General features: G+C 42.3%; 13 protein-coding genes and 2 riboswitches. Of the genes, 12 read left to right on the top strand and 1 reads right to left on the bottom strand.

Annotation, left to right across the window (positions count from 1 at the left end; translation table 11 throughout):
• Positions 1–29: 29 nt before the first annotated feature.
• A riboswitch (SAM riboswitch) is annotated at positions 30–137 on the top strand.
• A 62-nt stretch (positions 138–199) separates the two neighbouring features.
• From mtnW to AT864_RS04450, 5 genes are all read left to right on the top strand, one after another.
• Positions 200–1,438, top strand: coding sequence for a 2,3-diketo-5-methylthiopentyl-1-phosphate enolase (mtnW, locus tag AT864_RS04430; RefSeq protein WP_066146938.1), 1,239 nt, complete (start codon positions 200–202; stop codon positions 1,436–1,438).
• On the top strand, positions 1,435–2,094 hold the full coding sequence (locus tag AT864_RS04435; protein ID WP_066146940.1) for a 2-hydroxy-3-keto-5-methylthiopentenyl-1-phosphate phosphatase: 660 nt from the start codon (positions 1,435–1,437) through the stop codon (positions 2,092–2,094). The genes mtnW and AT864_RS04435 overlap by 4 nt, the downstream gene beginning before the upstream one ends.
• Positions 2,091–2,723 (top strand): methylthioribulose 1-phosphate dehydratase, encoded by a 633-nt coding sequence (locus AT864_RS04440; RefSeq protein WP_066146942.1) that lies wholly within the window; start codon positions 2,091–2,093, stop codon positions 2,721–2,723. Before AT864_RS04435 ends, AT864_RS04440 begins: the two co-directional genes overlap by 4 nt.
• Before the next feature lie 29 nt (positions 2,724–2,752).
• The gene (locus tag AT864_RS04445) at positions 2,753–3,295 is read left to right on the top strand and encodes an acireductone dioxygenase (RefSeq protein ID WP_066146944.1); all 543 of its coding nucleotides are present in this window, start codon (positions 2,753–2,755) and stop codon (positions 3,293–3,295) included.
• A 203-nt stretch (positions 3,296–3,498) separates the two neighbouring features.
• Entirely contained in the window at positions 3,499–3,942 is a 444-nt protein-coding gene (locus tag AT864_RS04450) for a MarR family winged helix-turn-helix transcriptional regulator (protein ID WP_066146946.1), read from the top strand.
• A gap of 144 nt (positions 3,943–4,086) precedes the next feature.
• Here AT864_RS04450 and AT864_RS04455 read toward each other — a convergent pair whose 3' ends face one another.
• Entirely contained in the window at positions 4,087–5,514 is a 1,428-nt protein-coding gene (locus tag AT864_RS04455) for an amino acid permease (protein ID WP_066147684.1), read from the bottom strand.
• A gap of 94 nt (positions 5,515–5,608) precedes the next feature.
• Positions 5,609–5,798: riboswitch (Lysine riboswitch) on the bottom strand.
• Positions 5,799–5,958: 160 nt separating this feature from the next.
• Here AT864_RS04455 and AT864_RS04460 point away from each other — a divergent pair.
• From AT864_RS04460 to AT864_RS04490, 7 genes are all read left to right on the top strand, one after another.
• Positions 5,959–7,653: a M3 family oligoendopeptidase gene (locus AT864_RS04460; protein ID WP_066147686.1), complete on the top strand. Its 1,695-nt coding sequence runs from the start codon at positions 5,959–5,961 to the stop codon at positions 7,651–7,653.
• 294 nt (positions 7,654–7,947) lie between these two features.
• Positions 7,948–8,124, top strand: coding sequence for a GNAT family N-acetyltransferase (locus AT864_RS18265; protein ID WP_231734592.1), 177 nt, complete (start codon positions 7,948–7,950; stop codon positions 8,122–8,124).
• A gap of 349 nt (positions 8,125–8,473) precedes the next feature.
• Positions 8,474–9,202, top strand: a complete 729-nt coding sequence (locus tag AT864_RS04470; RefSeq protein ID WP_066146949.1) for an ABC transporter ATP-binding protein — start codon at positions 8,474–8,476, stop codon at positions 9,200–9,202.
• The gene (locus tag AT864_RS04475; RefSeq protein WP_066146952.1) at positions 9,199–10,227 is read left to right on the top strand and encodes an ABC transporter permease; all 1,029 of its coding nucleotides are present in this window, start codon (positions 9,199–9,201) and stop codon (positions 10,225–10,227) included. Before AT864_RS04470 ends, AT864_RS04475 begins: the two co-directional genes overlap by 4 nt.
• 13 nt (positions 10,228–10,240) lie before the next feature.
• Complete coding sequence (locus AT864_RS04480; protein ID WP_044746712.1) at positions 10,241–10,900, top strand: TetR/AcrR family transcriptional regulator; 660 nt, start codon at positions 10,241–10,243, stop codon at positions 10,898–10,900.
• A gap of 1,026 nt (positions 10,901–11,926) precedes the next feature.
• Positions 11,927–12,805: a branched-chain amino acid ABC transporter permease gene (locus AT864_RS04485; RefSeq protein WP_066146954.1), complete on the top strand. Its 879-nt coding sequence runs from the start codon at positions 11,927–11,929 to the stop codon at positions 12,803–12,805.
• A 4-nt stretch (positions 12,806–12,809) separates the two neighbouring features.
• A complete protein-coding gene (locus AT864_RS04490; protein WP_082741648.1) occupies positions 12,810–13,835 on the top strand; it encodes a branched-chain amino acid ABC transporter permease in 1,026 nt (341 codons plus the stop codon).
• Positions 13,836–13,841 lie beyond the last annotated feature (6 nt).

Consider the following 13,841-nt stretch of genomic DNA (forward strand, 5'->3'; position numbering starts at 1 on the left):
AATTTCAAAAAAATGAATAGAAGCTGTCATTCTTATCAAGAGCAGGTGGAGGGACGAGCCCAATGAAGCCCGGCAACCGACTTAACCAACGTTAAGCACGGTGCTAATTCTTGCAGCATTACGCTGAGAGATAAGAAGAGTTGAAACCAAAGCCTCTTCTTATGGAAGAGGTTTTTTTATTGGAATTGGAGGGATGAGAATGAGCCAAGTCATCGCCACGTATCTGCTTTATGATGAGGCTGATTTGGAGAAAAAGGCGGAGAAAATCGCGCTTGGCTTAACGATCGGTTCATGGACCGAATTGCCGTTTTTGGAAAAAGAACAACTGCGTAAACATAAAGGAACGGTTGTGCATGTGCAACCGCTTGAAGAAAGCGAACGTGCCAATCAATATTTCGGAAAACGTTTGAAGCGGGGAATGGTCAAGATCGCTTACCCAAGCGCCAACTTCAGCGCCGATTTGCCCGCTGTTTTGACGACGGTGTTTGGGAAATTGTCATTAGATGGCACGATTAAGCTGATAGATTTAGAGTTTTCTGATGATCTAAAGAAAGCATTTCCTGGTCCTCGCTTTGGCATTAAGGGAATTCGCGCAAAGCTGGATGTTTATGACCGCCCGCTGTTAATGAGCATTTTTAAAGGTGTGATCGGGCGCGATTTGTCCTATTTATCCGAGCAACTGAGACAGCAGGCGCTTGGAGGCGTAGATCTTGTCAAGGATGATGAAATTTTATTTGAAAATGAACAGGCGCCATTCGAAAAGCGAATTGCGGCAGGAAAAAAAGTCTTGCAGCACGTATATGAAGAGACAGGGCATAGAACGCTTTATGCGGTGAATCTTTCGGGAAAAACGTTTGAGTTAAAAGAGAAAGCGAAGCGAGCGGTGGAGCTTGGCGCCGATTTGCTGCTGTTCAACGTGTTCGCGTATGGACTGGACGTATTGCAAGGATTGCGGGAGGATGAGGAGATTTCCATTCCGATTATGGCGCATCCGGCGTTTAGCGGGGCGTTGACTCCGTCGGAATTTTACGGTGTAAGCCATCCTTTGTTGCTTGGCAAGCTCGTTCGCATGGCAGGGGCGGATTTTTCCTTGTTCCCGTCTCCATATGGAAACGTTGCTCTGGCCAAGGAAGACGCAAGTGGCATTGCCCATGAATTAACGAAGGAAGATGTATTTGTACAAACGTTTCCTGTTCCGTCTGCCGGCATTCATCCAGGGCTGGTTCCGCTCCTTATCCGCGATTTTGGCATCGACAGCGTCATTAATGCAGGAGGCGGGGTGCATGGACATCCAGAGGGAGTGGCAGGAGGAGGAAAGGCATTTAGCGCCGCAATCGCGGCAGTATTAGCCGGAAAGCCTTTAAGTGAGGCGGCAAAAGAAAACCATTCATTGCAAAAAGCCATTGCTTTATGGGGCACTCAAGAGGTGAAAGTATGACGAAACCGATAATTTTTTGCGATTTCGATGGCACGATTACAAATAATGACAACATTATAGCGATTATGAAGCAATTTGCTCCGCCGCAATGGGAAAGCATCAAAGAGGATGTGCTCGCGCAGCGTCGCTCTGTTCAAGCTGGCGTCGGAGCGATGTTTTCGCTTCTTCCTTCCCGGCTAAAAGAAGAGATTACGAGTTTTATTTTAGGCACTGCCCAAATTCGCGATGGTTTTCGTGAATTTGTCTCCTTTACAAAGGAGCGAGGCATTCCGCTCTATGTCGTTAGCGGCGGAATCGATTTTTTCGTTTATCCGCTTTTAGAGGGACTTATTGAAAAAGACGCGATTTTTTGCAATGGTTCGGACTTTAGCGGGGAAACGATTCGCATTACATGGCCGTATGCGTGTGATGACCATTGCCGTAATGGCTGCGGCTGCTGCAAGCCGTCGTTGTTAAGAAAGCTAGCAACACCAGAGGAAACGAAGATCGTCATCGGTGATTCCGTTACGGATTTAGCGGTCGCCCAGCTTGCCGATCACGTGATTGCCCGTGATTTTCTGTTGCAAAAATGTGCGGAGCTGGACCTGACCCATACGCCGTTTACGACGTTCTTTGATGTCATTGAATCTTTGAAAAGGATGGAGGTGAGCGCATGAGCGATTTATTGAAGAAATGGGCAGAGCTTGCTGATGTCAAAGCAGAACTGGCTTCCCGCGATTGGTTTTTGGGAACAAGTGGGAATCTATCGATCAAGGTGGCTGATCAGCCGCTAACCTTTTTCGTTACGGCCAGCGGAAAAGATAAACGAAAGCAAACAAATGATGATTTTCTTCTTGTCGACGCTTTGGGCAATCCGGCTGAGTCGACCCATTTAAAGCCATCGGCTGAAACCTTGCTGCATGTGGAAATTTATAATAAAACGAACGCTGGCTGCGTGCTTCATGTTCATACGATTGATAATAATGTCGTCTCTGAACTGTATGGGGATGATGGGGAAGTCATTTTTACCGGCCAAGAAATGATTAAAGCGTTTGGTCTTTGGGAGGAAGATGCGGTTTTTCGCATTCCGATTATTCGGAATCATGCGCACATTCCGACGCTTGCCGCTGAGTTTTCGAAGCACGTCTCGGCAGATAGCGGAGCGGTGCTGATTCGCAACCACGGTATTACCGTATGGGGAAGAAGCTCCTTTGAAGCGAAAAAGTTTTTAGAAGCGTGCGAGTTTTTGTTTAGCTATCATGTTAAGCTGCTTATGCTAAAAGGTCACAAAGTATTCACTTCATAGATTTTAAAATGACAATGGAGGGATGAAAAATGGCAGTTATTAAAATTAGAAACACAGGTGAATGGATCAAAGGTCATGAGAATGTAGGGAGCTTTTTAGAAAAGCAAGGCGTTCTGTATGAACATTGGGATGTTAGCAAGCTGCCAAGTCACTTAAAAGAAACGTTTGTTTTGAGTGACGAGGAAAAAGAGGAAATTTTAGCGATTTTTAAAGATGATATTGAGGATTTAGCAGCAAGAAGAGGCTATAAAGCGTGGGATGTTGTCGCTTTATCAGATGCTACTCCGAATTTAGAGGAATTATTGAAGAAATTTGAACAAGTGCATATCCATACGGAGGATGAAGTACGCGCCATCGTCGCAGGACACGGCATTTTCATTATTAAAGGCGACGAACAAACAGGATATTTTGAAGTGCAGCTGGAAGCTGGCGATGTTATTTCCGTTCCAGAAGGAAATCCGCATTTCTTCACATTAATGGAAGACCGCCAAGTGGTAGCTGTTCGTTTGTTTATTGATCCATCTGGCTGGGTTGCCCATCCTTATGAGGAAAAAGAAGAAGCTGTTCAATAACCAAAAAGCGCAGGAATCTTAAGCGATTCTTGCGCTTTTTGATGGATGGAATCGATTCGATTCGCCGAGAGGTTTTCTAGCAATGAAACGAATGGCAGAAGAACGTACGGAATGGACGGCGTAGATCGGGGCGTTTCATTGACAAAGAGAGGATTTTTCGCTACAATGGCTTCGAATTCGACCGATAAAGGATTTGATGACAAGTGGCGGATAGAGAGGAAATTTTGCAATCATTAAAGCTATTTATTGTGCTGTCAAGAGCGTACCGTGCTGTTAATGATCAAGTAAATAAATCCATTCAGTCGTTCGGCGTGAACCCTACGGAGTTTGCTGTGTTGGAATTGCTATATCATAAGGGGGATCAGCCATTGCAGCAAATTGGCGGGAAAATTTTACTGGCAAGCGGCAGCATCACATATGTTGTCGATAAATTAGAGCAAAAAGGGCTAATTATGCGCAAAGCATGTGAAAAGGACCGCCGTGTAACTTATGCTTCGATTACGGATAAGGGAAAAGCTTTTATTGAAAAGGTATTTCCGGAGCATGAACAAACGATCCATGAAACACTTTCCGGATTAACGATTGAAGAGAAAGAACAGGTTATTGAGTTATTGAAAAAAATGGGATACGGTGCGAAACAGCAATAAGTACGGATGGTGAAAGCGCCAGCGGATCAAAGATTCGCTGGCGCTTTTTTATAATGGGTGGCGGGCGCGCGTTCTTTTTTGATAAAGAGAGAGGAGGGACTATAGATAAAAGATAAAGAGAGGGAGAAACCCCTCTTTTTTGGATTAAGCTGACAGTCTTTTTTTCGCGTTTTTTTCTTTGTCTACTGCTTTTTTTACAAGCGGATAAAAAATGATGCCGCTTGCGAGCAACGCAACGCCAAGCATAAAGGTTTTGATGTCAGATGTTCCCGCGATAATGACCCAAATGGAATAAATAGTGGCCAGTGCTGCAATGACTCCATCCGTGATTCGCTGCTTTGTATTGGTTTCATATGTCTCTCCTGTCCATGTGAGCTTGAGCTGAAAGACAGAAGCGATAAAGTAAGGAACAAGATAAGCGAGTGTCGCAATATAAATGACAAAATCAAATGCAGCTGACATCGAATGAGAGATCGTTGAGAAAATGAAAATTTGCGCTAATCCATTTGACAAAACTAAAGCGAGTTTCGGCATTCCTTTTTTGTTTTCTTTTAAGAAAGCAGGGATAAATAATCCTTGCTTCGCGGCTTGATATGGAACTTCCGCGCTTAATAGCACCCAGCCGAGCGTCGAGCCAAGAAGGCTGATGAGGCCAAGTCCAGCTAAGATGTATGCGCCGCTTGGTCCTAAAATGGTTTGAATCGCATCCACTAAAGGCTTCTCTGAATGAATCAACTGTTTTTGCGGAAGCAAGCCCATTACAAGCACACTTATGCCAATGTAAATGATGAGAGCAATCAGCAAACCAAGAATGGTTGCCCGTTTGACATCTGTTTGCTTGCGTGCACGTGAAGCGAACACAATCGCAGATTCCACTCCGACAAATGCCCATAATGTCGCAACGGCCGCGCCGGTCACTTGCCCGAACAGGCTAACGGAATGGCCTGCTTCATCGTAACGCGGAGCGACGATAGAGCCGATGTTGCTTTTATCAAATGCAAATAAGCTTATGGCAATAAATAAAAAGAAGCCGAGTACCTTTGCCGAAGTGGCTATGAAATTTAGTTTTCCGGCTCCCTCGATGCCGCGCAAAATAATAAAGTGCATTCCCCATAATAGAGCGGTACAAACCATAAATGTAAGGAGGTTGCCGAGTTTGATCGGTGTAGCGCCTACCATAAATACGGTTTGTTTGCTTGTTAAAATCGGAAAGAATGTGGATAAATAACTCGTAAATGTCGTAATAATGGCCACGTTTCCAGCAAAATTTCCAATCCAATAGCCCCAGGAAGACATAAATCCCGATAAAACCGAGGCGTTTGAGCCCTTTGGAAACAATTCCTTCGCGTAAATTTGCGGCCCGCCATTTAACGCAGGCTTGCGAATCGCTAAATTGCCAAAGACAAGAGCGGTCATTAGCACTCCGCCACCTGTTAATAGCCAAGCTAAAATGACCCCTAAAGGGCTCGCGGCTTCTGAAAGTGAACGAGGAAGCATAAAAATTCCTGATCCAACCATATTCCCAACGACAAGCGCCGTTAATACCCAGAGACCTAGTTTATTTTGCTGCAATATAACCCCTACTCCTTTCTGATTTGCGCATTTATCAAAAAAAAAATACACCCTTAAGTTTTCAACGGGTGCATGTGACATCCGCATCGAACTTAATGTAGATAGCGCTCCATCGCTTCCATATAAGATAAGCGATGGCAGTCCTGACTCTATTCGAATGCAGGCCCAGCTTGCGGCGCCAGAGTACGCTGCAAACTTCGGCAATGGATCCTTTCGTTTGAAGTCATCGGTTCCTCTGTCCCTCATTCAAACTACTTTTATCCATTGCAACCTCTATCTCATCTAAGTTGACGAGAAGAAAAAATATTCAATTACCTTGATAATCATACACGATTCGACAATATTCGTCAATATGCTTTTATCTGAAGCATGAACAGGAATTTTTAGCAAACAAGTGGAATATAACTAAGGTTAGAAATTTTTGAGGAAAAGGAAGGGATGGATTTGAAGTTTTCCGAGTTTCTATATAAACGCCCTGACATGGAAAAACTAAAGACAGAATTTCAAGCGGCATTGCAGGCGTTTCAGCAGGCCCTGCATGCGGAAGAGCAGGATGAAGCGATGAAGCAAATCAATAAACTGCGCAACGAATTTAGCACGATGGCGCAAATTTGCTATATTCGCCATACGGTTGATACAAATGATGATTTTTATAAGCAGGAGCAAGATTTTTTCGATGAGGTGGATCCGATTGTCAAAGGCCTTGTCAACGAATATTATGAGGCGCTCGTCGCCTCCCGATTTCGTTCGGAGCTCGAAAAACGCTGGGGAAAACAGTTATTTGCACTTGCGGAAACAGAGCTTAAAACGTTTTCTCCTGAGATTGTCGCGGATTTACAGTTAGAAAATAAGCTAGCAAGCGAGTATACGAAATTGGTAGCCTCCGCAAAAATTTTATTTGAAGGACAAGAATACACGTTGGCACAGCTGCAGCCGTTTGTGGAGTCGCCTGATCGGCAAATGCGGAAGCGGGCAAATGAAGCGCGATTTGCCTTTTTTGAAACGCATGAGGAACAATTTGACCATATTTACGATCAGCTTGTCAAAGTGCGTACAAGCATTGCAAAAAAACTAGGGTTTAACAACTTTATTGAACTTGGATATGCAAGGTTGGGACGGACCGATTATAATGCTGAAATGGTTGCGCGATTCCGTGAGCAGGTGAAAGCTTATATTGTGCCGTTAGCAGAAAAGCTGTATGAACGCCAGAGGAAAAGAATTGGCGTTGAGAAGCTGAAATATTACGATGAAGCGTTTTCATTCCCGACGGGCAATCCGATTCCAAAAGGGGATGCAAAGTGGATTATCGAAAACGGCCGAAAAATGTATGAAGAGCTGTCACCAGAAACAGGCGAGTTTTTCCGGTTTATGATTGAAAATGAATGGATGGATCTTTTGGCCAAAAAAGGGAAAGCAAGCGGTGGTTACTGCACATATATAGAAGAATATAAAGCGCCATTTATTTTTGCGAATTTTACTGGCACGTCCGGCGATATTGATGTTCTCACCCATGAAGCGGGCCACGCTTTTCAAGTGTATGAAAGCCGCCATTACGAAATTCCAGAGTATAATTGGCCGACGTTAGAGGCGTGTGAAATCCATTCCATGAGCATGGAGTTTTTCACATGGCCATGGATGGAGCTGTTCTTTAAAGAAGATACGAAAAAATATCAATTTCATCATTTAAGCTCGGCTGTGCTGTTTCTGCCATACGGGGTGGCGGTTGATGAATTCCAGCACTTCGTTTATGAAAATCCGGAGGCAACACCAGCGGAACGGAAGAGAAAATGGCGGGAAATCGAACGAAAATACATGCCAACAAGGGATTACGATGGCCATGATTATTTGGAACGCGGCGGTTTTTGGCAACGGCAAAGCCATATTTATACAACGGCTTTTTATTATGTTGACTATACGCTTGCGCAAATGTGTGCATTTCAGTTTTGGAAGCGTTCAAGAGAAAACTATCAGGAAGCGTGGCGCGATTATTTAACGCTTTGCCGTGAGGGAGGAAGCAAGTCATTTACCAAACTTGTACAAGTGGCTCATTTAATATCGCCATTTGCAGATGGTTGCGTTCAGTCGGTTATGGAAGAAATTGAGCAGTGGCTGGACAGCGTCAATGATCAACAACTATAAAAATGACCGATTTGCTTGATTGGAAGGCTGGCTAGCTTTTTTTGGCCAGCTTTTTTCTATAGAGGATAGGAAGCAACTGTTGTAGGTTTTCTTCCTTTTTTTGTCGAGCTCATGTAGAAATGCAAAGGGAATAGGATATGAAGAAAAGGAGAGAAAGATGAGGAACATTCGCAAAGCCACGCTCGAAGATGCCAAAGCGATCGCGCATGTGCAAGTGGAAAGGTGGAAAACGACCGACAAAGGAATTTACAGAAGTTAAATGTGACAGAAAGGGAAGAACGGTGAAAACAGGGAATGCGGCAAGACCATCACCATATTTTGGTTGTGGAGGAGCACGGGATGGTGTGCGTCTTTGTTTCCGACGGGAACAATCGCTTAAAAGAAGGAACGCTTGCAGAGTACGAAGGAGAGCTGTACGCCATTTATTTACTAAAAGAAGCGCAGCGAAAAGGATATGGAAAAAACCTGTGAGTGCGTTCATCAAAGATTTGTGGAACGATGGAATTCGCTCGATGATCGTTTGGGTACTCAATGATAACCCTTCGAAACATTGTTGCGAACGTTTAGGCGGAACGATGGTCGGAGAAGAGACGATCAACATTGGTGGCAAAGTTCTTAAAGAAATCTGTTGCGGATGGAGGGACTGGAATCGTTATTGTAGCGGAGAAAGGGGCTGTTTTCGGCCATGAGGTTGAACGGTCGAGAATAAAGTCTCTAAAAATTCTTTATTTGATGAGTGAGTACTCACTTTATTTTTATTCGAGAGCAAGTTATAATGAAGTGAGTAATCACTCATTTTTGGTGAGATGGAGGAATAAAGATGGCAGCGAAACCGTGCATTTGTGTTGAGCATGTGTCGAGAGTATTTGGAAAAAAGAAAGTTCTTGATGACATTGCCCTTGCTGTGGAGAGGGGAGAAATTTTTGGAATGCTAGGTCCATCAGGAGCGGGGAAAACGACTTTAGTGAAATTAATCGCGGGAATTGATCAAGCAACGGAAGGCACGATTCATGTGTTTGATGTCAAAATGCCTCATTTACAAGCGATGAAGCGCATCGGATTTATGGCGCAATCAGATGCATTATACGAAGAATTGACAGCGCTTGAAAACCTGCAATTTTTTTCTGCTATTTATGGATTGAGGGGAAAAAGGCAAAAGGAGCGCATTGAAGAAGTGGCGGAGCTTGTCCATTTAACAGAGCATTTGAAAAAAACGGTGCACCATTATTCAGGAGGAATGAAACGACGGTTGTCTTTGGCTGCTTCTTTGTTGCACGAACCAGAAGTGTTAATTTTAGATGAGCCGACAGTAGGAATCGATCCTGTGCTTCGCCAATCGATTTGGGCAGAACTTGAGCGCATTCGCCAGCAAGGAACAACGATTGTGGTAACGACTCACGTCATGGATGAAGCGGAGAAATGTCAAAGGCTGGCGATGATTCGTGACGGACGCTTGATTGCTGTAGGAAGTCCGAATGAATTAAAAGAAAAGACTCATTCCGAGACGATTGAACAGGCATTTTTATATTTTGGAGGTGCGCATCAATGAGAGTACGCGCGATTGTGATTCGGATTATCCGTCAATTTTTTCGTGATAAGCGGACGCTTGGACTCATGATTTTAGCGCCGATGTTTGTCCTATTTTTAATGAATTTAGTCTTTAATGGTGAAGAATATAAACCAACGATTGCAGTGGATCAAGCCGTCCCTGTGGCGCTTGCTGAAAAGCTGCAAAAAAATGATGCCCATATCAAGTGGATGGGCAAACAGACAGCGAAAGCTCAGTTAAACAAGCAACAAATTGACGCTTTTATTGAAATGAAAGAAGGAATGCCGCAAATGACATTGGAGGGAAGCGATCCGACGGCTAACAAAGCCGTTCTGATGTCTGTGCAAAAAACGCTTCAACAGCTAACTCCGCAGACAAAAACGATGAAGCTTGACACCATCTATTTGCACAGATCGGAAGAGATGGCGTTATTTGATAACTTTGGCCCTGTGCTGATTGGCTTTTTTATTTTCTTTTTTGTCTTTTTAATCGCTGGCGTTTCTTTTTTACGAGAACGGACGAGAGGAACATTAGAGCGTCTGTTGGCAACGCCGTTAAAACGATGGGAGATTGTGGTTGGTTATGTGATCGGTTTTGGCATTTTCACCACATTTCAAGCCAGCTTGATTTCGTGGTTTGCGATTCATGTGCTTGATATGATGATGGAAGGGTCGTTTTTGTATGTGCTGCTGATTACTTTTTTGCTATCGATGACGGCGCTAACGCTTGGGACATTATTATCAGCGTTTGCGAACAATGAGCTTCAAATGATTCAATTTATTCCGCTTATCGTTGTGCCGCAAATTTTCTTCTCTGGATTGTTTAATTTGGAAACAATGGCACAGTGGCTCCGCTCATTCAGTGTGATCATGCCATTGACATACGGAGCGGACGCATTAAGGGAGATTATGATTCGCGGCAATGGTTGGAACGAGATTGCCATAGACGTATATGTTTTGCTTGGATTTTCTTTGTTATTTATGATATTAAATGTAATAGCGTTAAAGAAATATCGAAAATTGTAAGGAGCAAATGAACATGAATGATGAGCAATGGCTGCAGGAGCTCTTGAAAATAAATGATGAGGAAGTAAAGCTAAGTGATAAGCAAGCAAAAATTTTAGAAGCGGCGATTGAAATGTTTGCAGAAAAAGGGTATGCTGCAACGTCAACAAGCGAAATCGCCAAGCGAGCGGGCGTTGCGGAAGGAACGATTTTCCGCCATTATAAAACGAAAAAAGAACTGCTGATGGCGATTGTGACGCCAACCATTATGAAAATTGCGGCCCCGTTTTTAGCGAAAGAATTTGTTAAAGAAGTATTTGAAAGCCAATATTCAAGCTATGAAGACTTTATTAGAGCGCTGATGAACAACCGTTATGAATTCGTGAAAAAATATTTGCCGATGATTCGGATTTTTTGGCAGGAAACTGCATTTCATTCAGATATTAAAGAGCAAATTCAAACGGTATTTATGGAAAATATCTATGGGAAATTTAAGCGAGTTATTGATCATTTTCAGCAGAAGGGAGAGCTTGCTGATTTGCCGGCGAATACGATTATTCGGATGACGATTACAACGATCGTCGGCTTTTTGCTCACTCGCTTCATCCTGCTACCGAACCTCCAATGGGATGATGAGCAGGAAATGGAGCGCACCATCCAAATGCTTATGCATGGATTAAAGAAGGAAGGCTGATGGTGTTGGCATCAGTCTCTTCTTTATCTTAATAAAACACTGTATAAAGATATATTGCTATAAAGAATGAACTCCCTTCTTTTGCAGATGTGCGCCGTTTTTATTCGCTTCGTTTCTACATGGCTGTTGATAAAAAGCGGACGATTAATTTCAAATTTTTCTACTACATCGAATACTTGTTCAGGGATGTGCTATAAAAAGCCTAAGCTGGGTTTGCAGCTCAGATCATCAACGCGCATGACTTGGCGTAATAAAAGATAAGGAAATATGTTCGTGCATCAATAGCGGGGGAACTGATCATTCGCAATCTAGCGAAGAAACGGAATAGGCCATTTTAAGAAGGGAGACGGGGAGAGGTGTTAAAATAAAAGATTGCTCATCATTTTTTACCTCGTGTTTATCCTTTCATTGACAAGACCGAGATGGTAGAAAAGGAAAGTTCAGCTGTTTTAGGGAGGGAAAAGCGGGGGAATTCGCTTATTCTGTAGTGATGAATTTTTCTATTATAACATTTGAATTTCATCCACCCTTTTGGAACCATAAATTCCAAGAAGGGTGGATTTTTGTTAATAAATGGTTAATTTTGTGAATGTCCTATACAAATGTTTTAATTGAAGTTCTTCTTTTGTGTTACCTCAATATTACTAGGATAATTTTTTTATCACCTCTCTCTTTCCATTGATATTCATTATTGTTTTTTTAAAATCACGTTTATTAAACGTATTATATAAAAACGTTATATTAATAATCTATTGTATTGAAGGATGCTAGCTAAAAAACATAGAAATGAAGTCTTAGACCGTCATTATTTGTCGATTATTTTTCACCATTCGAAAATTTTTTGTTTTATCATTTTTATAAAAACAAACAACTTTAACAACGTAAAAATAGTATAATTATTTTAATGTAATTTTCTAAAAATTCTTGACATTAATGATTGAAAACGCTAACATTTTCTAAAAAATAGATGACGATAAAAAAACGTAATATAAAAAAATGTAATAAATGTAAAAGGGGGAATTTGATATGGAGAATTTTTTACAGTTTTTCGTAACAGGGGCAACCATAGGAAGTATTTATGCAATTGTGGCTCTTGGTTTTGTGACGATCTACAGCGTTACAAAAGTGATTAATCTTGCCCAGGGTGAGTTTGTTATGCTTGGTGGAATGATCATGTTTACCCTTGTCAGCCGCGGTTTGCCATATTGGGTTGCGTTCTTTTTTACCATTGCCATAGTGATGGTGATAGGCTGGGGGATGGAAGTGACGATTCTCAGTAAAGCAAAAGGAGCAGATCCTTTAAGCTTAATCATTTTAACGATTGGTATTTCAATTTTTATCCGAGGAATGGCTGGGATAATATGGGGGAAAAATCCGGTTCGGATTGAACCTTTTACTGCAAATGAATCGATTAATGTAGGAGGAGCTGCGATCACCCCGCAAAGTATTTGGATCATCATAATCATGCTAGCTGTTGTCCTTGCACTGTATTTATTAATGAATAAAACCCTTGTCGGAAAAGCGTTTCAAGCCTGTTCAGTCAATCCTATAGCAGCTAGACTAATGGGAATCAACCCACGAAAAATGTCTTCCTTTTCGTTTGTGTTAAGTGCAATATTAGGAGCGCTGGCTGGACTGGCAGTTGCGCCGATTATGTTCCCCGCTTACGATATGGGAATTATGTTAGGCATAAAAGGCTTTTCGGCTATTATTTTAGGCGGGCTTGGCAGTGCTCCTGGAGCGGTACTCGGCGGATTAGTGATCGGGTTTTTAGAATCATTCAGTTCTGGATATATCAGCTCCGGTTTAAAAGATGCGATTGTTTTTACTTGCATTCTAGTCATTTTATTAATTCGACCAAGCGGTATTTTAGGAGAAAAAAGTGTTGGGAAAGGGGGATTATGATCGCATGAAGGAACAAACAAGCTCACGGTTATTTTTATCTAGGTTTCGAAAAAAGGGAAATTTGAAAGGGGTTCAACAAACAAACTGGATCCGTTTTTGCGGATTTTTAGCATTGGTGCTTCTACTTCCGATATTGGTCAATGAATCTTTTTATTTAACAAAAGCAACATTTGCCGGGATCTATTCCATTATTGCCATTGGGTTAGCTTTATTGATGGGATATGCAGGCCAAATATCGTTAGGGCAAGCTGCTTTTTATGGTGTAGGCTCTTATGCAACCGCCATACTAACAACAACTTACGGGTGGTCTCCATGGCTTAGCCTGCTCATCTCTATTCTTCTGCCAGCCCTGTTAGCTTTTATAATGGGTTACACTATGTCAAGGTTAAGCGGATATTACTTAGCCATGGCAACATTAGCGTTTGGCATCATTGTGCACGTACTTCTTTTAGAATGGCGGGAAGTAACAAAAGGAGCTTCTGGCTTTTACGGCATCCCATCCATGAGTTTATTTGGTTATACATTAAGTCAAGGCGTATCCTATTATTATTTCGTTTGGGGAATTGTATCACTTGTTGTGATGCTGTCCTTAAATATCGTCCATTCACATGTTGGACGAGTGCTCCGTTCCATTCATGACAGCGAAATTGCATCAAGTTCAGTGGGGGTAGAAACAGGAAAGTATAAAATGCAAATTTTTATACTGAGCGCTATGTTAGCGGGCTTGGCTGGATGGTTATTCGCTCATATGAGTTACAGTATTTCACCAAGCTCATTTTCACTAGACGCTTCGATCATTTTTTTAACAATGGTTGTTCTTGGAGGTAGCGGGAGTATATGGGGAGCGGTCGGTGGCGCCATTTTTATTACTTTTATTAGTGTTGTCGTTCATAATCTTGGAGAGCAATTTACTTTTATTACAAGTGATTTTGAACAAGTGATTTATGGATTGATTTTAGTATGTGTAATCATTTTTATCCCGCATGGTTTATCAGCATTATTGTACCGCCGTTCTAAAGGTTCTTACTAAAGGGGG

It is taken from the genome of Anoxybacillus sp. P3H1B, assembly GCF_001560855.1.
In the GTDB taxonomy this organism is placed as follows: Bacteria; Bacillota; Bacilli; order Bacillales; family Anoxybacillaceae; genus Anoxybacteroides; species Anoxybacteroides rupiense.

Bases quoted from the DNA above. Each gene is read 5' to 3' on its own strand.
- AT864_RS04475 (WP_066146952.1), top strand. From the start codon at position 9,199: ATGAGAGTACGCGCGATTGTGATTCGGATTATCCGTCAATTTTTTCGT.
- AT864_RS04470 (WP_066146949.1), top strand. From the start codon at position 8,474: ATGGCAGCGAAACCGTGCATTTGTGTTGAGCATGTGTCGAGAGTATTT.
- AT864_RS18265 (WP_231734592.1), top strand. From the start codon at position 7,948: ATGCGGCAAGACCATCACCATATTTTGGTTGTGGAGGAGCACGGGATG.
- AT864_RS04440 (WP_066146942.1), top strand. From the start codon at position 2,091: ATGAGCGATTTATTGAAGAAATGGGCAGAGCTTGCTGATGTCAAAGCA.
- AT864_RS04485 (WP_066146954.1), top strand. From the start codon at position 11,927: ATGGAGAATTTTTTACAGTTTTTCGTAACAGGGGCAACCATAGGAAGT.
- AT864_RS04480 (WP_044746712.1), top strand. From the start codon at position 10,241: ATGAATGATGAGCAATGGCTGCAGGAGCTCTTGAAAATAAATGATGAG.
- AT864_RS04445 (WP_066146944.1), top strand. From the start codon at position 2,753: ATGGCAGTTATTAAAATTAGAAACACAGGTGAATGGATCAAAGGTCAT.
- AT864_RS04490 (WP_082741648.1), top strand. From the start codon at position 12,810: ATGAAGGAACAAACAAGCTCACGGTTATTTTTATCTAGGTTTCGAAAA.
- AT864_RS04435 (WP_066146940.1), top strand. From the start codon at position 1,435: ATGACGAAACCGATAATTTTTTGCGATTTCGATGGCACGATTACAAAT.
- mtnW (WP_066146938.1), top strand. From the start codon at position 200: ATGAGCCAAGTCATCGCCACGTATCTGCTTTATGATGAGGCTGATTTG.